Origin of the sequence: Nocardia araoensis NBRC 100135 (assembly GCF_000308435.1) — a bacterium.
In the GTDB taxonomy this organism is placed as follows: Bacteria; Actinomycetota; Actinomycetes; order Mycobacteriales; family Mycobacteriaceae; genus Nocardia; species Nocardia araoensis.
The window spans coordinates 17,458-41,183 of the sequence record NZ_BAFR01000349.1; the positions used below are offsets into that span (position 1 = coordinate 17,458).

The window sequence follows — 23,726 nt, forward strand, 5'->3', positions numbered from 1 at the left end:
TGTTTGTCGAGAGGACGACGGAAATGAACCGAGCACCGAGCAGAAACGGTCATGAGGCCGAGTCCGCGCGCGCTCGCGGCGGTTACGACGCGTACTTCGCACCGACGAACGAGCTGACCGACGCGGCTGTCGCACCGGGCCCCGCCGCCGAGAAGAACCAGGACGCCGACAAGTTCACCCACGTCGAACCACCGATCGGTGCGCCGCGCGAGCCGCAGGCGTCCGCCGGGGAACCCGATCCCCGCTCCCCACAGGGGGCGGTGACGCCTCCTGCCGCCGCGGGCCCGCCACCCCGGCAGGCGAATGCGCCTATACCACAGGCGAGTACGCCACCGGTACAGACCAATGTCGCTCCGCCGCAGGCGAGCACTCCCTCGCCGGGCTATTCGGCCGCCCCTCCCATGGCCGGGCAGCGAACTGCGCAACAGCATTCGGCGCAGCAGCAGTCCGCCGAGCAGTACCGGGCCGACCATTCCGCCGCCACGCCGTCCCAGGCGATCGCGCGCACCGAAGCGGCATCCGCCGACCAGGAATGGTCGTCGGGCTCGGCGACCCCCTGGGTCCCCGAGCGCGTCGACCACTCCGCCTACGAGCCGACGCCGCGGATCGAGGTGCTGCCCGCCGCGCTCAGCTCGATCGAACTGCTCGCCGACATCTCCGCCGCGAAGCGGGCGCAACTGCGCTCCAACTCCGGCGTGCGCGGCGCGCTGAACAAGGTCGGCTTCAATCTCGGCCTTTCGCCCGCGGAGCAGCGCGCCGAGGACCGCAAGTCGCGGATCCGGCGCCAGCTCACCACGACCTATCAGATCGCGGTGATCAGCGTGAAGGGCGGCGTCGGCCGCACCACCACCGCCGCGACGCTCGGCTCGACCTTCGCGGGCCTGCGCCCGGACCGGGTGGTCGCGATCGACGCGAACCCGGACTTCGGCGACCTCTCGACCCGCACCTGCAGGCACCCGTACGGCTTGACCCTGCGCGATCTGGCGCAGTCGCAGAATCTCGACGCGTTCTCCGCGGTGCAGTCGTTCACCTCGATCAACTCCTCCGACCTGGCGGTGATCGCCTCGCCGTGGAGCACCGAGGCCACCGAGGCGTTGTCCGGCCGGGAGTACAGCACCGCCGTGGAAGTCCTGCGCAAGCACTTCAATCTGCTGGTTGTCGACTGCGGGACCGGGGTACTGGATTCGGTGACGTCGACGGTGCTGCAGACCAGCGACGCCGTCGTGGTCGTCACCCCGGCCACCGTCGGCGGCGTCACGGGCGCGGTGGCCACCTTGAACTGGCTGAGCTCCCATGGCTTGCAACACCTGATCGCGAAGTCGATCGTCGGCATCGTGCATCATCAGCCGCTGAAGCCGACCGTGGACGTGGACGCGATCGAGAAGCTGTTCGAAACCGCGCAGCGCCCCACCTGCGTGCTGCCCTACGATGCGCATCTTGCCGAGGGCGGCGAGATCGACCTGCGGTTGTTGGAGAAGGAGACCGTGCTCGCGTTCGAGGAGCTGGCCGCCTGGCTGGCCGATGGATTCCCTGGATACCTCTCCAGCGGCGCCGACAACTCCGGTGACCGCGGAGGGTGGCGATGAGTACTGCCGTCGCGCCCGCGCCTGCCGGGACGCAGCCGTCGGCGGAGGTCGCACGGGCTCGGATCGCCGTGATGATCTCCACGTATCAGGTCGATGTGGTGGTGCCGACCAAGTTCACCATCGAGACGTTCATCGACGACCTGCTGGTCGTGCTCGCCTCGGCGATCGATGACGAGAACGTCGATTTCACTCCGCCCCAAGGGCAGTGGAGCCTGGCCCGCCCGGGTGAACCGCCGATCCCGCGCTGGCGCAGCCTGGCCGACCACGACGTCACCGACGGCACGGTGCTGATGCTGTCGGTGGTCGAGTCGGCGGAGGTGTTCACGCCGGTGGTGGAGGACATCACCGACGCCCTCGCTCTGATCAACGAGCGCGAGTTCGCCGAGTTCGACGCGAACACCGCCGCGATCGTCGGTCTGGCCGTGCTCGGGATCGGGGCCTCGGCGGTGGCCGCCATGCTGGCCTGGTCGTGGACCATGACCGGTTCGACCTTGTGGTGCGGCCTGCCCGCCCTGCTGCTCGGCGGGCTGTGCTGGGCGGGCGCCGCGCTGTCGCGCAGGCGCAACACTCCGGCGATGATCACCCTCGGCTTGACGCTGGCGGCGACGCCGCTGCTGTTCGCCGGAGGTGCCATGCTGGTCCCGCCCGCCTACGGTCAGCCGGGCCCGCTCGCCGCGGCCAATCTGGCCGCTGGAGCGGTGGTCGCCGCGGTGGCCGCCGCCACCATGATGCGGTTGAGCAGGATAGGTATCGCGACCCTGATGGCGGTCACGGTGCTCGGCATCGCGTTGACCGTCGCCGCCTTGCCGCTGACCTATGTGGATCTGTCCGTCGGGCAGGTCGCGGGTGGAGTGGTTTTCGTCGGAATCGTGCTGCTGACCATGGCGCCGCGTTTGGCCGTGGTCATCGCGCGCATCCGGCCGCCGGATCTGCCCGACCCGGGCAACGAGGTCTCGCCGACGACGCTGACCGACATCTTCGACGCGGAGACGGTGCGCGAAGGGGACGAGCACACCGCGGTCGGGGAACGGCAGCGCACCGCGGAGGAGGCCGGTATCGAGGGCCGCGCGCGGCTCGCGGTGACCAGCCTGCGCGGCCTGATCGCCGCGATCTCCACGGTGCTGGCCCTCTCCGCGGTGATCTCGGCCGCGGTCAGTCCCGGTGGCATCCGCGAGATCGTCATGGGGGCCGCGATCGGCGGCCTGCTCGCGATGCGCGCGCGCTGGCACCCCGACCGGGTCCAGGCGATCGCGCTGATCGTCGGGTCCGTCGTCACCGTGTGCGGGATCGGCTTCGTCGAGGTGGGCGCCTACGAGACCCCGGTCGCGCGTCTCGTGGTCGGACTCGTGGTGGCGTTGGCGGCGTGCGCGGCCTGTGTCGCCGCGCTGCGGCTGCCGGGCAAGCGGCTGTCCCCGGTCACCCGCCGTGTCATCGACCTGGTGGAATACGCCCTGATCCTGGTGGTTCCGGTGATCGCCTTCTGGATCATGGGCGTTTACACCGCTATGCGAGGAATCTGATGAAGGTCGGCAGTGCCGCGGTCGCGGTTCTCGCCGGGGTGATGCTGGCGATCACCGCCGCCCCCGCTGTCGCGCTGGAGCCGCCGCAGGTCGTGGTCGGCTTGCCGCCCGCGGACGACCCGCCGGGCCCCGAGGAGCCGATGAAGCAGCAGAAGGGCTGCCTTGCCTCGGGCGTGCTGCCCGACAGCGACCTCAGTCGCACCCCACCGGCGGAACTTGCGCTGGATCTGCGCCGCGCCAAGGCGCTGAGCCGGGGCGCCGGAGTGACTGTCGCCGTCATCGATACAGGGGTGCAGCCTCACCCGCGTCTGCCCAACCTGGTCGGTGGTGGCGACTACCTCGCCGCGGGCGGCGACGGACTGTCCGACTGCGATGCGCACGGCACGCTGGTCGCCGGAATCATCGGCGCCACAGCGGATCCCACCGACGGATTCTCCGGTGTGGCGCCGGACGCGCGGATCATCTCCATCCGCACCCGTTCCGGCGCGTTCAGCCCCGAGCGCCCGAGCTCCGATCCGACCCAGCGGATCGCCGTCGAGATCCGGACCCTGGCCAGGGCGATCACTCGCGCCGCCAACCAAGGCGCCGGCGTGATCATCGTGTCGCTGCCGATCTGCATGCCGGTGGACGCGCAGGCGGACCAGTCCATGCTCTCGGCCGCCATCGGCTATGCCGTTCATGTGCGCGGAGCGCTCATCGTGACTGGCGCGGGCAACGCCGGGGGTGGCGCCAATTGCGCGCAGAACCCGGACATCGATCCGACGCGTCCCGCTGACCCTCGCAACTGGCGCGACGTGAAGACGATCTCCACACCGGGGTGGTTCGGCGCCGACGTGCTCACGGTGGGATTCACCACCGCGACCGGCGCGCCCATGCCGGATTCGCTCACCGGACCGTGGGTTTCGGTCGCCGCGCCTGGCACCGGCATCGAGTCGCTCGGCCCCAGCGGCGGCGGCCTGATCAATGGCGTCGGCGAACCGGACAAGCTGGTGCCGGTCGGCGGCGCGTCGTTCGCCGCGGCTTATGTCGGCGGTGTGGCCGCGCTGTTGCGCTCGCGGTTCCCCAACGAGACGCCGGGAGAGATCGCCTCCCGCCTGCAAGCCAGCGCGCACGCTCCGGCGCGCGGCATCGACAACGTGGTGGGCGCTGGGATGATCGACCCGCTGGCCGCCCTCAGCTATCGCACACCGCCCCAGCAACCCGCGGGCCTGTTCCGGTCCTCGGAACTGCCGATTCCTCCTCCGCCGCGCGCCAAGGATCTGCGTCCCGCCGTCACCGCGACCGTCGTCATCCTCGCTGCCGTGCTGCTCGGGTTGGCGGGAAGCCACCTGAGTTCCGCGATGCGGAGGCGCCGGTGAGTTTTCCGAGCGTACGGGTCGCCGGCGTCGAGCGTGGTCCGTTCGCCGCCTTCGTCGTCGTCGGCAGCCCCCTGTTGGTCGGGCTGTCGGCCAAGACGCCGTGGTGGGTGAGCGCGGTGGTGGTCACGGTCCTGGTCACGACGGTGACCGTCCGGGTGAACGGGCGGACCGCAATGCGCTGGCTGCTGGACTGGGCGGCCTACCGCACCGGCCGGACCGCGCGGGCGCGCGAACGCACGCAGTCGGCGAAGATCCGGGACGTACAGGTCGCCGCGGGCGTGTGCGGCGTGAACGAGGCGGGCGACACGCTGATCGCGATGATCCAGCTCGCGCCCAACCTCGATCTGCCCACCGTGATCGCCGAGCGAACCCTCTACACCGAGGACACCATCCCGGTGGACCTGCTGCTACCGATGCTGGACCAGTTCGGCATCGCGGTCGACATCGACATCGTCACGACCGGTCAGCGGGTCCGCTCCACCGGCAGCTACAGCATGCTCTACGACCAGCTGATCGGCTCCCACCCGGTGGTGGGCGACCGGCTGACCTGGCTGGTGGTCCGGCTCGATCAGGAACGCAATCTGGCGGCGCTGAGCAAGCGCGGGCCGTGCTCGGTGGTCGCCCCCAAAGCGCTGGCCAGCGCCACGCATCGGATCGCCGGCCGACTGCGCGAGCGGGGCATCGCCGCGCAACCGTTGCCCGCCGCCGCCCTGCGGGACGCGACGCGCCTGCTGCACGCCGGAATCGAACTGTCCGACCTTCGGGAGACCTGGAGCAATCTGCAGACCTCGGTCCCCGGCCGGTGCGTGACCAGCTTCCTGATCGACTGGTCCCGGTTGGGCGGGGTGGGCCTGGACGACTGCTGGACCTGGAACCGCGGCCGCACCACCCTGGTGGTGAGCCTGACCTCCGACGCCGATGGGCCACGCGCCCTGGTCCGGTTCATCGGCCCGGCTGTCACCACCGAACCGCCGGACTACCTGCGGCTATTGGGCGGCGACCAGTCGAAGGCCCTGCTGGCGTCGTTGCCGACCGGCGGCTCCATCCGCGCCTTGCGCGGCTTCGAGTCCGGCGCCGACATCGCGCCCGAGGATCTCGCTGCCGAGCTGGCCATCGCGATCGGTCCGAACGGCCAGATCCTCGGCGCGATCAGCGGCCAGCCGCGCCACACCCTGGCGTTGCCGCTGTTCGACCCGGCCCGGTTCAACCCGCGCAGGCGCACCATCGACGTTCACGCCAAGCTGCCCGTCGCTCAGCAGATCATCCTGCGGGCGATGGTGGTCGGCGCGGACGTGGAGATCCATTCGGCGCGGCCGGACAGCTGGCGCCAGCTCGTGACCGCGGTCGGCGACCCGCGCTCCATGCGCTTGGCCGACCCGCGCGACGAGCACACCGGCGCAGCAAATGCGGAGGCGGAGACCCCGGCCACCATCGCGGTCTTCGACCATCTGCCGCCGCGTGCGTCCAACGCGCACACGACGGTCACCATCAGCGAGCCCGGCGGTCCGCGCAGGCGTGCGGTCGATCTCGCGATCAACCAGGTCAGCGCGACCGCGGTGGACGTGAGCATTCCGATGCGCACGGTGCGGGTTGACCTCATCGAGCCGAGAGGCGAAACCCGATATTTCGATACTGTCGACGGCCCGCCCGCGCATCCCGCGGGGGCATCCGGACCCGTGGTTGCACCTCCGCAACCCGGTGGCCGTCGCGTGAGCTGATGGGAGCGGTCGGTTAATGTCTATCACCGTGGTAGCGGACACCCATTCCGATGGTGGCGAACTCCCTCATCAGGACGCCGGGGACGCTCTGACCCCGAGACAGGCGGCTGCGGCGATCTTCTCCAGCCGGTTATCGGAGCTGATCGCGGAATCCGTCGTCTCGACCGAGGACGGATCGACGCGGTCGCTGACGCTCTACTCGCTGGCGCAGCATCTGGAACTGGCCTACCCGGACGTGCCGGTGTCGCAGTCCGGCCTGTACCGGCTGATCCACGGTGACGCGATCCCGCGCCTGGATTTGGTGATCGCGCTGGCCCGGGTCTTCGACGTGCCGCCGGAGTACTTCGTGACCGAGGAGAAGAAGCGCTGACCCGGACGGTCGGCTGTTCTCTCCACCGGGAATAGCGTCGGCTCGGCGGGCGGCTCCGGCCGGTTACGATCCGGACCATGCCCGCCGAGGACCCGGGAGACGTTTTTCTCCGTCATCGAGGTGCGGTCCTCGACACGCTGCTTGCCGATCCTTCGCTCGGGTCCTCTTCCGCGTCGTCCGGCGCCGGTGTCGACGTCGGCGTCGACTTCGACGGCGGGGCGGAGCTGGGCGGTGCGGAGAACAGCGTCGCGTCGCTGGGATTGCCCGATCTCGATTCGGAGCCGCGTGACGTCGCGCCGCGGCGTCGCACCGGCGATGGTCCGAAGGCGAGCGAACGAATTCTCGCACTGCTGAACGGGCAGGCGCAGGATTCGACCCCGGCGATGGATTTCGCCAACGACTACTCCTCGGTCGCCGCCCGAACGGACGCGCCGTCCGAGCCGGAGCCGGAGCCGGAACGCACGTCCACCGCGACGGCCAACCGGCTCCCGCCCGCCCAGCAGATCGCCAAGGACGCGCTGGTCCAGCTGCGCAAGCCCAAAGTCGCGTTGATCGTCGCCGCGGTGCTCGCCGTGCTGCTGTTGCTGTTGCTGATCACCACCGGTGGCGGGGAGAAGAACACGGCGCAGAACCAGCTTCTGGTGGTCACGCCGCCGCCGACCTCTGCCGCGTCCTCGGCCTCGCCCGCGCCGCCGTCGAGCTCGATCATCCAGCCGAAGTCCGCGGAGTCGAAGTGCCCGCCCGGGAGTACCTCCGGGATGGACGCTTTCGGCGGGCAGACGGGCAAGGCCTGGTCCTGCGTACGCGCGTACAAGGTCGACGGTCAGGTCATCACCATCGATCTGGGCAAGACCTATCAGATCGACTCGATCGGCATCGTGCCCGGCTGGGATCACATCAGTGCGGACGGCACCGATCAGTGGGCGAAATATCGGACCGTGAGCCGGGTTTCGTACCAGTTCGACGACAGCAACAAGACCGTCTACACGCAGCCGACCCTCGATCAGCGGACGTTGGTGGTGACCAAGATGGAGCCGACGGTGAGCGCCTCGAAGATCGTGCTGACCGTGCTGGAGTCCAAGGGCGACGCATCGATCAACACCACCGCGATCTCGTCCATCGTCATCACGGGGCACTGAGGTGTCCGCGCTGCCCGAACTCGTCTGCCAGTACTGCGGCCACCGCAACACCGGCGCCGATTCCCGCTGTACGCATTGCGGAGCGCCGCTGCGCGCGGCCGTGGACGCGGTGCGGTCCGCCGCGGAGAAGCTGCCCGCCCAGGCCGCCGAAGTCGCCGAGAAGGTCGGCGGCGAGGCGAAAAGGTTTGTCGCCAAGGCATATCCGCGCTGGCAGTGGCAGGCGGTCGGGGTACTCGCGTTGCTGATGGTCGTGGCCGTCGTCTGGGGTCTGCGCTCCTGTTCGCCGTCGCTGCCGTCGCTTGCGCAGGGGAGCGCGCCGGTCCGGGCCATGCCGGATCTGCTGCGCACGGCGGCGACCTGTCAACCGCTGGATTCCGGCGGGCAGCGGGAGAAGTGCGTCATCGCCGCCACCGACCCGATGTTGTTCGGCAATATCGCCGGCGGCCGGGACCTGACCTTCTACGCCGAACTCCTACCGCAGGATCGCTTGGCCGACAGCATCTCTCGATGGCGCGGCGCGGGCGGGACGGCGCTGGTCGACGGTCCCGTCTACGCGGCGATCGGCCCTTCGGCAACCGTCTGGTACGCGGACACCCGGACCGGCTTCCGGTTGGAGACGAGCAATTTCGCCGGCCGCACGGGCGCGCAGACCTTCCTGTCGCGTGCGGGACTGGTCCGCTGACGTAGCAGCGCCCCCGTCCGCCGGGCTCGGGAAATCCCTGATACGGACGCCGTAACCCATGTCCGCCAGGGAAAATTATTGTTACACTGTTGATTGTGCCGTTATCCAGCGGTACGTTATTTGTAGTACGAAACACGTACGAGCGCAGTTCTCGGGAAGGCAACGGATCGATGGTGGCAACCACCCAGCAGACGATTTCACCGAAGCGGTTCCGCGATGATCCGACCGACCTGGAAGCGGCGTACTTCCGGTGGATCCAGCCGGGATCCTCGACGTCGGCGATCACGGATCGGGCCGAGCGGATCTTCCGTCAGCATCTGGAGCTGGCGGCCACGCGCGCGCCCGGTTCGGCGACCACTCGCGTCTACCGGCCGGACGACACCGCCGGGGTCGGCGCCGCGATCCAGATCGTCAACGACGACATGCCATTGCTGGTCGACTCGGTGACCGCCGCGCTGCGCCGCCTGGGCGCCACGGTCACCGAGGTCGTGCACCCGGTGTTCGACGTGTCGCGCGACGCCGACGGCCGGGTGCTGTCCATCGCGCCCCGCGACGGCGTGGCCGAACCGGCGGGGGAGACCGACGGGCGGGCGTTGCGCGAGTCGTGGATCCACGTGCAGCTGGGCGCGGGCCTGTCCGACGAACTGGTCGACCGGATCGAACAGGCCCTGCCGCCGCTGCTGGCCGACCTGCGCCGCGTGGCCGACGACACGCCGACCATGGTCGAGGTGCTCAATACCGTTGCCGACCAGCTCGATCAGGCGGCGCAATGGGCGGGCGACGCGGAGATCCCGCAGACCGCCGGGCTGCTGCGTTGGCTGTCGGACGGGCACTTCACCCCGCTCGGCTACGGCTACTACCACTTCCGCCGCTCCGCGCCGAGCGCCGACGCCCCCTTCGAGCCGTGGCAGCTGCCCGGCACCGGGCTCGGCATCCTGGGCAACGGCGCCACCGCGGACATCAGCGTGCCCGTGGTCGGCGCGAAGCGCACCGTGCTGCGGATGGCCAACGGCTCCGTGGACTCGCTGCTGCCGGGTTCCCGCGATCTGTACTTCATCAGCGTGGCCGATTACGGCGCGAGCGACCCGAGCGGCCGTGCGGCCTGGGGCGACACCGTGAAGATGGTCAAGGGCGAACACGTCTTCGTCGGCACCTTCACCGTCGCGGGCCTGCACGAGAACATTCTCGACATCCCCGTCATCTCCCGGCGCGTGCTGCAGGTCATCGAATGGGCGGGCTTCGGCCTGGACTCGTACTCCGGGCAGGCCATGCTGGAGATGATGCAGTCGTTCCCGCGGGTCGAGCTGTTCTCCACCGACGCGCGCAGGCTGTTCGAAACCGTCTCCGCGGTCATGAATCTGGGCCTGCGGCGGCAGGTGCGGCTGTTCATCCGGCGCGATTCGCGCAGCGACACCATCTACTGCCTGGTCTACATGCCGCGCGACCGCTACTCCACCGAGGTCCGCGTGCGCATGGGCGAGATCCTGCGCGAGCAGTTCGACGCCGAACAGATCGCGTACTCGGCGCGGGCCACCGAATCGGAGCTGGCCGTCGTCTACTTCACGGTGCACCGCAAGCCGGGCGCCGACGCCGCCGACATCTCCGAGGAGAATCGCGAGCGGATCCAGGAGCTGCTGCTGGCGACGACGTGGACCTGGGGCGACCGGCTGGTCGCCGAGGCCGCGGGCGCGTCCGACGTACCGCAGGCGCTGGCCACCGACTACGCGGCGGCCTTCCCCACCGGCTACCAGCAGGAGCACGAGCCCGCGCACGCGCTCACCGATCTGCGCCGCCTCGAGCGGCTGTCCGATGGGGAGATCGACACCGATCTCTACCGCCAGGGCGACTCCGCAGCACCGGAATGGCGTTTCACGCTCTACGTCGCGGGCGAGGGCATCTCGTTGAGCCGCGTGCTGCCGGTGCTGCACAGCCTCGGTGTGGAGGTGGTCGACGAGCGGCCCTACCGTGTCGTGCTGGCGGACCGGCCGGACCGCTGGATCTACGACTTCGGGCTGCGGGTGACCGCGGCGCCGTTGCGGGAAGCGCTCGCCGTCGAGCCGCCCGCGCAGCTGGCGCACTCCGTCGAGGCCGCGTCGCTGCCGGAAACCAGTGTGCGGCGGCGTTTCCCGGATGCCGTGACCGCGATGTGGTTCGGCCGCGCCGAAGTCGACGGCCTCAACGAACTGGTCCTGCGCGCCGGCTTGCGCTGGCGCGAGGTCGCCCTGCTGCGGGCCTACGCGAAGTACTTGCAGCAAGCCGGATTCGCCTACACCTTCGGCAACATCACCCGCGTGCTGCTCACCCATCCGGCGACGGCGCGGTCGTGCATCGAGTTGTTCGCGGCGTACTTCGACCCGGACGGCGTCGAGGCGGAGGCCGCGGGCCGGGCCGCGGAGATCGCCGAGCGGGTGCAGGCCGAGATCGACGCGGTGGTCAGCCTGGACACCGACCGCATCCTGCGCGCGCTGTTCGGTCTGATCGAGGCGACCCTGCGCACCAACTACTACCGGCGCGACGAGGCCGGAGCCGCGCTGGATTACCTGTCGCTCAAGCTGAATCCGCACGCGATCGCCGAACTGCCCAAGCCGAAGCCGCAGTTCGAGATCTTCGTGTACTCGCCGCGGGTGGAAGGCGTGCATCTGCGCTTCGGTTCGGTCGCGCGTGGCGGTCTGCGGTGGTCGGACCGGTTGGAGGATTTCCGCACCGAGATCCTCGGTCTGGTCAAAGCGCAAGCGGTGAAGAACGCGGTGATCGTGCCGGTCGGCGCCAAGGGCGGTTTCGTGGTGAAGCAGCCACCGGCGGCCACCGGCGATCCGGCGGCCGACCGGCAGGCCTTCGGCGCGGAAGGCGTCGCCTGCTATCGGACGTTCATCTCCGGCCTGCTGGACATCACCGACAACGTCGATCGCGCGACCGGCGAAGTTCTTCCGCCCGCGCAGGTGGTGCGCCGGGACGGGGACGACACCTATCTGGTCGTGGCCGCCGACAAGGGCACCGCGACGTTCTCCGATATCGCCAACGATGTGGCGCAGAGTTACGGTTTCTGGTTGGGTGACGCGTTCGCTTCGGGTGGTTCGGCCGGTTATGACCACAAGGCGATGGGGATCACCGCCAAGGGTGCGTGGGAGAGCGTGAAGCGGCACTTCCGCGAGATGGAGATCGACACTCAGACCCAGGATTTCACGGTGGTCGGTGTGGGTGACATGAGTGGTGACGTGTTCGGCAACGGCATGTTGTTGTCGGAGCACATTCGTCTGGTGGCCGCGTTCGACCACCGCCACATCTTCCTCGACCCGATTCCCGACGCCGCGCGTTCCTATCAGGAGCGCAAGCGGATGTTCGCGCTGCCGAGGTCGTCGTGGGCGGACTACGACACGTCGCTGATCAGCCCCGGCGGCGGCGTCTACGATCGCTCTGCCAAGGCGATCCCGGTGACGCCCGAGGTGCGCGCGGCGCTCGACCTGCCCGCGAGCGTCACCACCCTGTCGCCGCCGGAGATGATCAAAGCCATTCTCCTGGCTCCGGTGGATCTGTTGTGGAACGGCGGTATCGGCACCTACATCAAGGCGAGCACCGAGACCAACGCCGAGGTGGGCGACAAGTCCAACGACGCGGTCCGGGTGAACGCGGATCAGTTGCGGGTCAAGGTGATCGGCGAGGGCGGCAATCTCGGCGCCACGGCGCTCGGGCGGATCGAGTTCTCCCGCAACGGCGGGCGGATGAACACCGACGCGCTGGACAACTCGGCGGGTGTGGACTGCTCCGACCACGAGGTCAACATCAAGATCCTGCTCGACGCGGTCGTCTCCAGCGGTGAACTCGCCGTCGACGAGCGCAACCCGCTGCTGGCCTCGATGACCGACGAGGTCTCCGAACTCGTGCTGCGGGACAACATCTCGCAGAACTTCCGGCTCGGGATGTCGCGCGCCGACGCGGCGGGCATGTCCGGGGTGCACGCCAGGCTGATCAACGACCTCGAGCAGCGCCGCGGCCTGGACCGCGAACTCGAGGCGCTGCCGACCGAGGCGGAACTGGCCCGCCGCGCGGCCGAGGGGACCGGGCTCTCCTCACCCGAACTGGCGAACCTGATGGCGCACGTCAAACTCTCGCTCAAGGCCGACCTGCTCGCCGGCGATCTGCTCGACAGCGCGGCGTTCGCGTCGGTGCTGCCCGCCTACTTCCCCGCGCCTCTGCGGGAGCGGTTCGCCGCGGCGATCGGCAGGCACCCGCTGCGGCGCGAGATCGTGGCCACCGTCGTGATCAACGAGATGGTGGACTACGGCGGCATCACCTACGCCTTCCGGCTCGCGGAAGAGGCCGGGGCGACCACCGACGACGCGGTGCGCGCGTACAAGGCGGCAGTGGAGATCTTCGATCTGCACGCGCTGTGGGAGCGGATCAGGCAGACGCCGATGTCCACGGCGGCGCGCAACGAATTGGAGCTGGAGACCAAGCGCACCTTGGATCGGGCCGCGCGCTGGCTGCTGTCCAACCGGCCGCAGCCGATCGCCATCGGCGCGGACATCGCCAGGTACCGCGACGGCGTGCGCGCCCTCTCCGGCCAGGTGCCCGGGTGGCTGACCGGCTACCTCAGCGACGACCTCGCCGAGCGTTCGCGGCGCTCGATCACCCGCGGCGCGCCGCGGGAGCTGGCCGAGGAGGCGTTCGGGTTGATCCACCGCTTCCCGCTGCTGGACGTGCTCGACCTGGCCGACATCGCCGATCGCGAGCCCGCCGAGGTCGCGGAGCTGTACTACGCGCTCAACGAGCACTTCCAGATCGAACGGCTGGTGACCGCGGTGGGCAAGCTGGAGCGCGGCGGGCGCTGGCGGGCGCTGGCGCGGCTGGCGGTCCGCGAGGATCTCTACGATTCGCTGCGGTCGCTGACCCGCGACGTGCTGACCGCGACCGAATCCCAGGACAGCACCGAGGAGAAGATCACGTACTGGGAGTCGACCAACCGGTCGCGGCTGGCTCGCGCCGGCGCGGCGCTGGCGCAGATCTTCGCGGCCGAGACGCACGATCTCGCGGCGCTGTCGGTGGCGGCGCGGCAGGTGCGCGGCATGGTCAGCGGCGGTGAGTCGGCCGTCGCACCGACGGTCGCGGGCTGATCTCCACCCGATGCCCGGAGGCAGGCGCTCGGCGTCAGCCTCCGGGCATCGGCGTTCCGCAGTTGCCGCAGAACTTGGCGCCGGGCGTCGTTTCCGACCCGCAGTTCGGGCAGTGCCGCGGTTGCGGGGCGAGACGCGCTCCGCAGTGCATACAGAACTTCGCGCTCGCGGGATTCGCGGACTGGCAAGCGGCGCAGGTCGTCTGGGCCGTCTCCGGCGTGGCGGCGGGCAGCTGCGGCGCGGGGGATGAGCTGCCGACGTGGTGGCCGATCGCGTTCAAACTCAATGCCGCGCCGAGGAATCCGCCTTCGACGCCGTGCTGATGCCCGCGCGCGAACCCTTGACTCGCGCCCAGCGCGAGCTCGCCGGCGGCATACCGCTGGAAATCGCCGGTGAGGTTGATGTACTTGACGTCCTTGGCCAGTCGCTTCAGCCGGTCGGCGTCCTCCGGCGCCAGGCTGATGTCGAAGTTGCCCATCCGCGGGATGCGCAGCCCGTATTCGTAGAGCGCGGTGTTGGTCTGGCGCAGCACCGCCTGCTCGATGGGTTGCAGCTGCGCCGAAAGACCGAGCACCGGCCAGTCGCCGCCCGCGACCCCTCGGGTCACCGCCATCTTCATGGACTTGAGCAGCAGGTCGGCACACCAGTTCTGCACCCGATCCTGGTCGGTGAGATCGGCGGTTCCCGACAGCGCGGTGAGCAGTTCGGCCGGATCCCGGACGGTCAGGGCGAACTCGCCGAAGACACGCAGCGTCACCACCTGCTCGCTGACCGGGTCGAGGATGTCGTCCAGTCGCCCGCCGAAGCGAATTCCCGGGAACTCCTTCGTGGAGACGAAATACAGTTCGGCGCGGTAGAAGTTGCCGCCGGTCAGGGTGTCGACGAGTGCGCCGAGCACCGGTAGCTCGTCGGCGTCGATGCGGTGGCGCCCCGGGCCCATCGCCCCGACCACCCGCCCGGACTTCAGGAAGAGGGCGATCTGGTCGGCATTGACCATCGCGCGGCTGTACCGGCGGATGTTGACGTCCGGCCACTTGTAGACCAGTTGGTGCTTGCGGTCCTCGGGGACCGCGATGAATTCCCGCTCGAACCAGGCCATCTGCGCTCCCTCGTCCGTTTTGTCTCATCTAGCGTACCGATACGCGGTGGCACGATCAACGAAAGTTGTGGCGATCGTCGCTGCTCGGACGCACTTTTGCCAATGTCTTTGATGTCCAGCGTGTTACAAGTCGCGACTCGCTATTGAACGTGCCGCTAGGTAACGGTACATTGAGCGAAGATATGATCGCCGTCACCTGAAAGGCCATCGCCATGACCACAGTTCGACCACCCGCGGATGCGCCCGCGCAGGCTGCCGCGCTCGAAGACGAGGACTCGGGCTACCACAAGTCGCTGCGCCCGCGTCAGCTGCAGATGATCGCGATCGGTGGGGCGATCGGCACCGGCCTGTTCCTCGGTGCGGGTGGCCGGCTGGCCAGTGCGGGACCGGGCCTGTTCCTCGTGTACGCCATCTGCGGCGTGTTCGTGTTCTTCATCCTGCGGGCGCTCGGTGAGCTGGTGCTGCATCGCCCCTCCTCGGGATCGTTCGTCTCCTACGCCCGCGAGTTCTACGGCGAGAAACTGGCGTTCGCGGTCGGGTGGATGTACTTCTTCCACTGGTGCATGACCGGGATCGTAGACATCACCGCCATCGCCACGTATGTCCATTACTGGGGAGCGTTCCAGGCGATACCGCAGTGGGCGATCGCCCTGGTCTCCCTCGCGATCGTGGTCAGCATCAACCTCGTCTCGGTGAAGTGGTTCGGCGAGCTCGAGTTCTGGGCCGCGCTGATCAAGGTGGTCGCGCTGGTCACCTTCCTCATCGTCGGCACGGTGTTCCTCGCGGGCCGGTTCAAGATCGACGGCCAGGTCACCGGCCCGAGTGTCATCTCCGATCACGGCGGGCTGTTCCCGACCGGACTCCTTCCGCTGGTGCTGGTCACCACCGGTGTCGTGTTCGCCTACGCCGCAGTGGAACTCGTCGGCACCGCGGCCGGTGAAGCGGAGAACCCGGAGAAGATCATGCCGCGCGCGATCAACTCCGTGATCGCCCGCATCGCGCTGTTCTACGTCGGTTCGCTCGTCCTGCTCGCGCTGCTGCTGCCCTACACCGCGTTCAAGAACGGCGAGAGCCCCTTCGTCACCTTCTTCTCGCGGCTCGGCGTGGATGGCGCGGGCTCGGTGATGAACCTGGTCGTGCTGACCGCGGCGTTCTCCAGCCTCAACGCGGGTCTCTACTCGACCGGCCGCATCCTGCGCTCGATGTCGATGAACGGCAGTGCGCCCACCATCGCGGCGCGGATGTCCAGCGGCGGCGTGCCCTACGTCGGCATCCTCGCCACCGGCGCGGTCGCGCTCATCGGCGTCGGCTTGAACGCGGTGGTGCCGGAGCAGGCCTTCGAGATCGTGCTGAACATGTCGGCGCTGGGCACCATCTTCGCGTGGACCGCGATCGTGGTCTGCCAGCTGCAGCTGTGGCGCTGGTCGCGCACCGGCCGCGCGCAGCGGCCGTCCTTCCGGCTGATCGGCGCGCCGTACACCAGCTTCGCGACGCTGGTGTTCCTGGCCACCGTCGTGTTGCTGATGGCATTCAGCGACGACCACGTGCAGCGCGGTGCGGTGATCGCGATGCTCCTCATCATGGTTCCCGCGCTCGTGGGCGGCTGGTTCCTCGCCCGCAAACGGGTGCTGCAGATCGCGGAGATCCGCCAGGGCATCACCGGTCAGTTCCCGGTCCTTGCCGAGCGGCCGCGCCGCGAATCCGGTGATCCGGTGGTGATCCTCGACAAGCCCGACGAGGAGTGAGGCAGTATCCGCCCCGGACCATTCGTCCGGGGCGGATCTATTCCCAATGGCGGGAACAACACCAGCGCGCATCGACAGGCGGCGGACCAGAATGAAACCGCGATCACACGGCGGGTCTGAGAGGTTCGTATGCCGGAGCACCCCAGCGCATCCGACCGTCCACTTGCGCACCCTTGGGCGAATCGGCGCATGCGCGGCACCGACGTGCCCCGGCGAACCTCCCACCCCTGGGCGACTCGGCACCTGCTCAAGACCGAAGTGCCCCCACGACTACCCAATCCGTGGTCGACGCCACGGTACGTCGAGAAACCACGTGCCGTGGCCGTCGACTCGGTGCCCGGCGCCGTCGAACCGGCCGGCCGGGACAGCGGCGACGAACACACCATCGGGACCGCCGAGCTGCTGCTCGGCGCACTCGAAGCCGACCCGGGGTCCGGGCGCAGCGCGCGCTCGCGGCCGAGCGGGCGCAGATTGGGCGGCGGTCTGGTGTCCATGCCCAAGGTGAGCCCACTCGATCCGCGCACCGCGGTGATGCAGAACCCGGAAGTGCCCGAGCACAAGCGGTTCTGCTGGAAATGCCAGCAGCCGGTCGGCCGCACCACCGCGGCGGGGGCGGGCGCCGTGGAGGGCGAGTGCGGAAGATGCGCCTCGCCGTTCAACTTCCGGCCCTTGCTCCAACCGGGTGAGATGGTCGCCGACCAGTACGAAGTCCAGGGCTGCCTGGCCCATGGCGGGCTCGGATGGATCTACCTGGCGATCGATCGCAATGTGAGCGACCGCTGGGTGGTGCTGAAAGGGTTGCAGAACCCGCTCGATTTCGAGGCGCACGTGGTCGCCCTCGCCGAACGCCAATTCCTCTCCGAGGTGGCCTATCCCGGCATCGTCAAGATCCACAACTTCGTCAAGCACCGTTCCGGGCGCGACGTGGCCGACGGCTACATCGTCATGGAGTATGTCGGCGGGCGCTCGCTGAAGAAGATGCTGGATCTGCGTGCGCCGGAACGCATCCCGGCCTCCGAGGCGATCGCCTTCATGATGGAGATCCTGCCCGCGCTGGACTACCTGCACTCGTTCGGCTTGGCCTACAACGATCTCAAGCCCGACAACATCATGGTCAGCGAGGACGAGGTCAAGCTGATCGACCTCGGCGCGGTGGCCGCGATGGAGTCCTACGGCAGCATCTACGGCACCCCGGGCTACCAGGCGCCCGAGATCACCGAGACCGGCCCGACGGTCGCCTCGGACATCTACACCGTGGGGCGGACGCTGGCCGCGCTGGTCCTGGACATGCCCAAGAACGCCGACGGGCACCAGCTGCCCGGCATCCCCTCGCCGGACGATCAGCCGTTGCTGCGCGACTACCCGGCGTTGCACCGGCTGCTGTGCCGCGCGACCGATCCGGATCCGCGGCGCCGCTTCCCGACCGCCTACGCGATGTACGGCCAGCTCGCGGGCGTGCTGCGGATGGTGCTCGCCTACGACACCGGCAAGGAACATCCGCAGGCGTCACTGGAATTCGGTGCGATGCGCGGCGATTTCGGTATCGAGACGCTGATCGGCCAGACCGACGGCATGACCGACGGGCGGCACCGCCTGCCCGCGCTGGACGCGCCGAGCGTCGTCGCCGCGCTGCCGGTACCGCTGATCGACGGCGAGGACCCCAGCGCCGACCTGCTGTCCACGCTGCTGCACGGCGATCCGAGGCACGCCCTGGACGCGCTGCGCCGCACCGCCGACCGGATCGTCTCCGGGACCATCCCGGAGCCGGAGACGTTCGAACTGGAGGGCACGCTCACCGCCGTGCGCGCGCACCTGGACCTGGGTGAGGTGGTGCCCGCGTGCGACCGGCTCGCCGACCTGCGGCCCGACTACGGCACCGACTGGCGCATCGAGTGGTACTCGGCCGTCGCCGCCCTGCTGGACGGGCAGTACGAGCGCGCCTACGAGTACTTCGACCTGGTGCACGGCATGCTGCCCGGCGAGATCGCCCCCGCGCTGGCGCTGGCGGCGACCGCGGAACTCACCCTCCAGCATCTCGGGGACGACGCCGGCGACCACTGGCATCGGCTCGCCGAGGAGTACTACCGCACGGTGTGGCGGACCAATCACGGCGTGGTGAGCGCGGCGTTCGGCCTGGCTCGCAGACTCGCCGCCGACGGCGGACTGCTGGAAGCCGTGGAGGTCCTGGATCAGGTGCCGGAGGCGTCGCGGTATCAGAACGTGGCGCGCATGACCGGATGTCTGCTGCTGGTCTCGCAACCGATCCCGGAGACCACCGAGGCCGACCTGCTCGAGGCGGCCGCGCGGCTGGACGCCGCGCCGGACGAGCCACGGGCGTTGCAACTGCAGGTGATCGTGGTCGGGGCGGCGCTGGAGTGGGTGCGCGCGGGTGGCCAGAGCGCCACACCGGAGGCGACCCTGCTGGGTTTCCCGTTCACCACGCTGGGGCTGCAACGCGGGCTGGAGCAGAGCCTGCGGGCGCTGGCCCGGATCGCACCGCACCGGCTGCACCGCTATCGCTTGGTCGACCTCGCCAACTATGTGCGGCCCAAGTCGAGGTGGTGACCGGTCTCAGGTGGTGCGCGCGGTGAGCATGAAAAGTGCTGGGGCGGCCAGGATCAGCAGGAGCCACAGCCAGTTGCCCGTGGTCGCCGCGAGCACCACCGAGAACACCACGGCCGCCCCGGCCAGCACGACCAGGCGCGGCAGCGGGTTGACCGGGGTGACCTCGGCCGGGGGCGGTGTGCTGCCAGGCAGGTCGGCGAACAGCTCGGCCAGCTGACTCTTGCTGGTCGCGGCTGCGACGGCAGCGCTGAGTTCGTCGAACTCGGCCAGGGTCAGCCGGCCCGTGCCCAGGTGGTGGGTCAGCTCGCGCATCGCGCGCTCGCGGTCGGCGAGACTGGCCGGAGTCCCCGCGGATTCACCCATGCCGGAAGGATAGGCGCAGCGGCCGAACCCGGCGCCGGATGGATTTCCAGAGGCGGGAAGAAGGGCTGGTGGGTCCTGTTTGCTGAAATGTCGCCAGAGACCGGTCGGTCGCCACGGCAATGGCCGCGCACCGGCGGTCGTCCCGTGTTGCGATGTGGTTTCCTTGAGGTATGACTGCGGGTGTGGAGTACACGATCGACGAGCTGGCGCGGGAGGCCGGTACGACCGTGCGCAGCCTGCGCGTTTACCACGAACGCGGCGTGCTGCCGCCCCCGCAGGTCAAGGGGCGTACCGGGTTCTACGGCGCCGACCACCTCAATCGGGTGCGCACCATCAGCCGGTTGCTCGATCGTGGGATCAAGCTCAACGGCATCAAGGAATTGCTCAACGCCTGGGACCGCGGTGACGACCTCGGGGACATTCTCGGTGTCGGCGAGCCCGGCGCGACCGAGCCGCCCGCCGTCGACGCGGCCGACACGATCGCGGCGACCGAACTGGCCGAGCGCTATCGCGATGTGCCCAGCGGTCTGGCCCGGGTGGTCGCCGCCGGCCTGTACGAGCCCGTCGACGCCGCGACCTACCGGATCGCCGACCGTCGTCTGACGCACAGCCTCGACCAGATGGCGGCCGCGGGCATCCCGGCCGACGAGGTCCTCGGCGAATTGGAGAAGCTGCGCGCCGACGCGGAGCGGATCGCCCGCCGCTACGTGGACCTGTTCCGGCGCACCGCGTGGGCGTCGTTCCAGGACTCCGATCGCGGCCCGGCGCAGGTCGCCGAACTCGCGCAGCGGCTGGCGGCGACCAGGGCCGTCCCGGCGGAGACCACCGCCGACCTCGTGAACCGGCTCGTCGCAAGGTATCTCGACCAGGACGCCGAGCTGGCCGAGGCGCTGCCGGAGGCGTGAGCGGCGCGCCGGCCGCGCTGATCGAAGTATTTCTGTTTCAGATTCCCATCATTGGCGATACGTAGCGGTAACGTGCCGTTGACCAACGGTATATTGGCCTCATCCGGCGCGCGATCGCGACGCCGAGCCCCCTGGGTTTCCCTACTTAAGTATGTCTGCGGGCAACCTACCGATGCGCCGAAGCGTCGCTCTCGCCGACAATCTGGATGTCGCACAAGGGCAGGCAGATGGGTGTGGGCACATGGGAAGCGTGACACTGTGGATGCAGATGTCGCTCGACGGCTTCGCGGAAGGGCCGGATCAGGAAGTCCATTGGCCGGTGGTGGACGAGGAACTGTGCGAGTCGTTCCTGGACGAATTGCGCTCGGCCGACCTGTTCCTCTACGGCCGCAAGACCTACGAGATCATGGCGTCGTTCTGGCCGACCGCCGACGTGGATCCGGCGATCTCGGAGTTCTACGTGGATTTCGCGCGGTGCTGGAAAGAGACGCCGAAACTGGTCTTCTCGCGCACCATGGCCCGCGCGGGCTGGAACACCCGCGTGGTCAGGGATGATCTCGTCGAGGAGATCACGGCGTTGCGCGCGCAGCCGGGATGCGACATGGTCCTGTTCGGTGGCGCGGAGACGGCGTCGGCGTTCATGAAGCACGACCTGATCGACGAGTACCGGTTGTTCGTGCACCCCATCCTGCTCGGTGGCGGGATTCCGCTGTTCCCGACGCCCGCGGTGGTCTCGGGGCTGCAGCTGGTGGACGTGATGACCTTCGACAGCGCGGTGGTCCAGATGCACTACCAGCAGATGGCCCACGCCAGGTAGGAACCGGCGCGTACAGCGCGCGCACCGGTCCGGCGCCCGCGCCTGCGGGCTCGACCGACGACGTAACCTCTGATTGTCGAGCGCGTTGCCGCGTCGTCGGCTAACTTTCGTTTTATGTCCCTGGTTCAGGCACGTGGCGACGTGCTGCCTGCATCCACCAGTGAATTCATCGGCCGGGAAACGGAATTGGACCGGCTGGGCGCGCTGCTGGACGGCGGCGCCCGCCTGATCACGCTGGTCGGCCCCGGCGGGATCGGCAAGACTCGATTAGCCGCGGAAGCGCTACGCCGCGGCGTGCGCGCCAAGGGGCGGCCGGTGTACTGGGCGCGGCTGGCCGGGCTGGAGGCCGACAGCACCGCGACCGCGCAGGACGTGATGCAGTCGGCCGTGCGCGCCGATATCGGTTCGCCGCCGACCCGCGCCGCGCTGGTGCGCACCTTCACCAGCGGAGACCGCTCCACCGAGCGCGCCGTCCTGGTATTGGACAGCTGCGAACACCTGCTCGGCGCGGTCGCGGCGATGATCGCCGAGTTGCTGGAAGCCGCACCCGGACTCACCATCCTGGCCACCAGCCGCGAACCGATCGGCTGGGCCGACGAGTACATCCTGCCCGTGCCGCCGCTGTCGCCGCGGCAGTCGCTCGAGTTGTTCCGCCTGCGCGCCGAACTGGTCGGACGGGCGATCCCGGACGAGCGCGAGGCGCTGGCCGTCGCCGCGCGGATCTGCCGCCGGGTCGACCACAACCCGCTGTTCATCCGCCTCGCCGCGGCGCGCCTGCGGCATCAGCCCCCGATCATGGTGCTGCACGAACTCACCGGCGACGCGGACGACAAACGGTTGCACTGGACCCATGGGGCGCTGGCGGGCGCCGAGCCGCGCCACCGCGGCGTCTACGACGTGATCGAGTGGTCGTTCGCGCTGTGCGGCGCCGCCGAGCAGTTGCTGCTGGAGCGGCTGTCGGTCTTCACCGCCGGGTACGAGACCGACGACGAGTCGCTGCGCGGGGGCATCGAGCTCGATGCCGCGATCGCGGTGTGCGCCGACGACGCCCTGCCCGCCGATGCGATCGAACACCTGCTGGAGCGGCTCACCGAACAGTCGCTGGTGTCCGTGCACCTCACCGCGACCTCGGTCAGCTGGTATCTGGTGGGAAGCGTCCGGGTGTTCGCCCGCGAGCGGCTGTGCCGCCGCGGCCGCGCCGAGCTCGACCGGCTCGCCGCGCGGCACCGCCGGTATTTCCGGGACAAGGTGGTGGCCGGACAGGCCATCTGGCTCGGCCCGCAGGATCAGGCCTGGCTGGCGTGGGCGCGGTCGGCGTGGAACGACATCGTGCTCGGCATCGAGTCGGGGCTGGCGGACCCGGCGGAGGCTGTGGTCGCCTTGGAGATCGCCACCGTCCTGCTCTCGATGAAGGTCCCGTACGTCAAGTCCGGAGCGGGCGCGCTGACCCGGTTGACCGAACGCGCGCTGGAGGCCACCCGCGGCAGCGGCGCCGGCCCCTCCGGGCTCGCCGACCTGGCCACGGCTCTGCTCGGCTGGATCTCGCTGTGGCAAGGGCGGACCGATCACATCCCGCAGCTACTCGCCGACCGCGCGGCCCTGCCCTCGGGTGCGGCGGGACCGCGAGACACCGACACGGATTTCGGGCTGCCCGCGCCGGTCGAGTGGCTGTGGGGACTCGAACTGATGCTGGTGCGCGGCGACCGCCGCGCGATCTCCGTCCTCACCCGGGCCCGCCAGAAGTTCGCCGAACAGGGCGATCGCATCGGCGCCGAGCGCAGCGACGTGTTCGTGGTGTTCTGTGCCGCCCTCGTCGGCGACCGGCGGCAGGCGCTGGAGCACACCGCGCGGTTCCTCGAGCGATCGGCGTCGTCCGGCTCGACGTTGTCGCGAGCATGGGCCGAGATCGCGCGCGCGGTGGCGCTGGCCAAGCACGGGTCCGCCGCCGAGGCGCTCACGCTGACCCACGGTGTGCTCACGCGCTACCGCGGCGAGCAGGACACCTGGACGGCGAGCTGGGCGGTGGGCGCGCACATCGTCGCGCTGGCCCAGGTCCTCGTCGCGGAGCGCGCCGAGGGCCGTGAGCGCGCCGAGTGCACCGACACCGCGACGGAGATCGCCTATCTGGTGGGCAGTTTCAAGACGCGGCAGCGTTCGATGGCCATCTCCGTCGAACGGGTTCCGCTGATCGCCGCCGAGCTCCGCGGCGCGGCGGAGGTCGCCCGCGCCGTGCTCGGCGACCGGGCCTACGCCGCCGCCGAGCGCAGAACGCGGTTGCGTCCCGAACTGGAGGCGCTGTGGTGTGCCACCGCGGAGCCGGTGCAGGCCTCCCGGCGGCCGGATCGCCCGGCCGCCTCCCGGCCGATGTCGCGGCGGCCCGCATCGCGCTGGAACGATCTGTCGGACGCCGAACGCGATGTCGCCGTTTTCGCGGCGGCGGGCTGGGCCAACAGCGCCATCGCCGGGCGTCGGCGCAGCTCCATCCGTACGGTCGACGCGCAGGTCGCCGCTATCCGGCAGAAGCTCATGATCGCCTCGCGCGCCGACATCGCGGCCCACATTCCCGATGAGCTCGCCGATCGGGTGCGCTACGAATCCGAGCGGCGGCCCAGTCGTCGCCGTCGAGGGGGGAGCCGGGATCGGTAGACGACTGCATCCCCGGCGACCGGGCCGAAGGCGGGCGAACCCGTTGTCCCGGCCGCGCCCATTAGGCTGCTCGAGCGGTGATTGTCTGGATCGGTAGGTGCG

General features: G+C 69.6%; 15 protein-coding genes. 13 read left to right on the top strand and 2 right to left on the bottom strand.

The features are described from left to right. The first annotated feature begins 23 nt into the window (after nt 1–23). The 8 genes from ON21_RS33820 (at nt 24) to ON21_RS33855 (ending at nt 13,484) form a co-directional block, all read left to right on the top strand. Complete coding sequence (locus ON21_RS33820; RefSeq protein ID WP_083881071.1) at nt 24–1,586, top strand: AAA family ATPase; 1,563 nt, start codon at nt 24–26, stop codon at nt 1,584–1,586. Further along, nucleotides 1,583–3,106, top strand: a complete 1,524-nt coding sequence (eccD, locus tag ON21_RS33825) for a type VII secretion integral membrane protein EccD (RefSeq protein WP_039804965.1) — start codon at nt 1,583–1,585, stop codon at nt 3,104–3,106. The genes ON21_RS33820 and eccD overlap by 4 nt, the downstream gene beginning before the upstream one ends. Continuing rightward, nucleotides 3,106–4,464, top strand: a complete 1,359-nt coding sequence (gene mycP, locus ON21_RS33830) for a type VII secretion-associated serine protease mycosin (protein ID WP_051021683.1) — start codon at nt 3,106–3,108, stop codon at nt 4,462–4,464. The genes eccD and mycP overlap by 1 nt, the downstream gene beginning before the upstream one ends. After that, the gene (gene eccE, locus ON21_RS33835) at nt 4,461–6,182 is read left to right on the top strand and encodes a type VII secretion protein EccE (protein ID WP_039804932.1); all 1,722 of its coding nucleotides are present in this window, start codon (nt 4,461–4,463) and stop codon (nt 6,180–6,182) included. Before mycP ends, eccE begins: the two co-directional genes overlap by 4 nt. A gap of 16 nt (nt 6,183–6,198) precedes the next feature. Further along, a complete protein-coding gene (locus ON21_RS33840; protein ID WP_039804933.1) occupies nt 6,199–6,552 on the top strand; it encodes a helix-turn-helix domain-containing protein in 354 nt (117 codons plus the stop codon). 77 nt (nt 6,553–6,629) lie between these two features. Beyond that, a complete protein-coding gene (locus ON21_RS33845) occupies nt 6,630–7,691 on the top strand; it encodes a discoidin/SUN/FTP domain-containing protein (RefSeq protein ID WP_039804934.1) in 1,062 nt (353 codons plus the stop codon). A gap of 1 nt (nt 7,692) precedes the next feature. Beyond that, a complete protein-coding gene (locus ON21_RS33850; RefSeq protein WP_039804935.1) occupies nt 7,693–8,373 on the top strand; it encodes a hypothetical protein in 681 nt (226 codons plus the stop codon). A 170-nt stretch (nt 8,374–8,543) separates the two neighbouring features. Continuing rightward, nucleotides 8,544–13,484, top strand: a complete 4,941-nt coding sequence (locus ON21_RS33855) for an NAD-glutamate dehydrogenase (protein ID WP_051021686.1) — start codon at nt 8,544–8,546, stop codon at nt 13,482–13,484. A 34-nt stretch (nt 13,485–13,518) separates the two neighbouring features. On the opposite strand, the gene ON21_RS33860 is transcribed toward ON21_RS33855, so the two are convergent. After that, a complete protein-coding gene (locus ON21_RS33860) occupies nt 13,519–14,583 on the bottom strand; it encodes an SPFH domain-containing protein (protein ID WP_039804936.1) in 1,065 nt (354 codons plus the stop codon). A gap of 212 nt (nt 14,584–14,795) precedes the next feature. Between ON21_RS33860 and ON21_RS33865 the strand changes: the two genes are divergently transcribed. Together ON21_RS33865 and ON21_RS33870 are read left to right on the top strand one after the other, a co-directional pair. Further along, nucleotides 14,796–16,328 carry an amino acid permease gene (locus ON21_RS33865; protein ID WP_039804938.1) on the top strand — a complete coding sequence of 511 codons (1,533 nt, stop codon included), beginning with the start codon at nt 14,796–14,798 and terminating at the stop codon, nt 16,326–16,328. A gap of 189 nt (nt 16,329–16,517) precedes the next feature. Next, entirely contained in the window at nt 16,518–18,893 is a 2,376-nt protein-coding gene (locus ON21_RS33870; protein WP_245562847.1) for a serine/threonine-protein kinase, read from the top strand. Nucleotides 18,894–18,899: 6 nt separating this feature from the next. Here ON21_RS33870 and ON21_RS33875 read toward each other — a convergent pair whose 3' ends face one another. After that, nucleotides 18,900–19,256, bottom strand: coding sequence for a DUF1707 SHOCT-like domain-containing protein (locus ON21_RS33875; RefSeq protein WP_039804942.1), 357 nt, complete (start codon nt 19,254–19,256; stop codon nt 18,900–18,902). Between the two features lie 170 nt (nt 19,257–19,426). On the opposite strand from ON21_RS33875, the gene ON21_RS33880 reads away from it, so the two are divergent. The 3 genes from ON21_RS33880 to ON21_RS33890 all read left to right on the top strand — a co-directional run bounded on the left by ON21_RS33880 (nt 19,427) and on the right by ON21_RS33890 (nt 23,624). Next, entirely contained in the window at nt 19,427–20,161 is a 735-nt protein-coding gene (locus tag ON21_RS33880; protein WP_039804944.1) for a MerR family transcriptional regulator, read from the top strand. A gap of 241 nt (nt 20,162–20,402) precedes the next feature. Continuing rightward, on the top strand, nt 20,403–20,978 hold the full coding sequence (locus tag ON21_RS33885) for a dihydrofolate reductase family protein (RefSeq protein WP_039804945.1): 576 nt from the start codon (nt 20,403–20,405) through the stop codon (nt 20,976–20,978). Nucleotides 20,979–21,092: 114 nt separating this feature from the next. Continuing rightward, nucleotides 21,093–23,624: an ATP-binding protein gene (locus ON21_RS33890; protein WP_039804947.1), complete on the top strand. Its 2,532-nt coding sequence runs from the start codon at nt 21,093–21,095 to the stop codon at nt 23,622–23,624. Nucleotides 23,625–23,726: the final 102 nt, after the last annotated feature.

Excerpts from the sequence above, each read along its gene's own strand:
- ON21_RS33820 (WP_083881071.1), top strand. The coding sequence starts at position 24 with ATGAACCGAGCACCGAGCAGAAACGGTCATGAGGCCGAGTCCGCGCGC.
- eccD (WP_039804965.1), top strand. The coding sequence starts at position 1,583 with ATGAGTACTGCCGTCGCGCCCGCGCCTGCCGGGACGCAGCCGTCGGCG.
- mycP (WP_051021683.1), top strand. The coding sequence starts at position 3,106 with ATGAAGGTCGGCAGTGCCGCGGTCGCGGTTCTCGCCGGGGTGATGCTG.
- ON21_RS33840 (WP_039804933.1), top strand. The coding sequence starts at position 6,199 with ATGTCTATCACCGTGGTAGCGGACACCCATTCCGATGGTGGCGAACTC.
- ON21_RS33845 (WP_039804934.1), top strand. The coding sequence starts at position 6,630 with ATGCCCGCCGAGGACCCGGGAGACGTTTTTCTCCGTCATCGAGGTGCG.
- ON21_RS33855 (WP_051021686.1), top strand. The coding sequence starts at position 8,544 with ATGGTGGCAACCACCCAGCAGACGATTTCACCGAAGCGGTTCCGCGAT.
- ON21_RS33860 (WP_039804936.1), bottom strand. The coding sequence starts at position 14,583 with ATGGCCTGGTTCGAGCGGGAATTCATCGCGGTCCCCGAGGACCGCAAG.
- ON21_RS33865 (WP_039804938.1), top strand. The coding sequence starts at position 14,796 with ATGACCACAGTTCGACCACCCGCGGATGCGCCCGCGCAGGCTGCCGCG.
- ON21_RS33870 (WP_245562847.1), top strand. The coding sequence starts at position 16,518 with ATGCGCGGCACCGACGTGCCCCGGCGAACCTCCCACCCCTGGGCGACT.
- ON21_RS33875 (WP_039804942.1), bottom strand. The coding sequence starts at position 19,256 with ATGGGTGAATCCGCGGGGACTCCGGCCAGTCTCGCCGACCGCGAGCGC.
- ON21_RS33880 (WP_039804944.1), top strand. The coding sequence starts at position 19,427 with ATGACTGCGGGTGTGGAGTACACGATCGACGAGCTGGCGCGGGAGGCC.
- ON21_RS33885 (WP_039804945.1), top strand. The coding sequence starts at position 20,403 with ATGGGAAGCGTGACACTGTGGATGCAGATGTCGCTCGACGGCTTCGCG.
- ON21_RS33890 (WP_039804947.1), top strand. The coding sequence starts at position 21,093 with ATGTCCCTGGTTCAGGCACGTGGCGACGTGCTGCCTGCATCCACCAGT.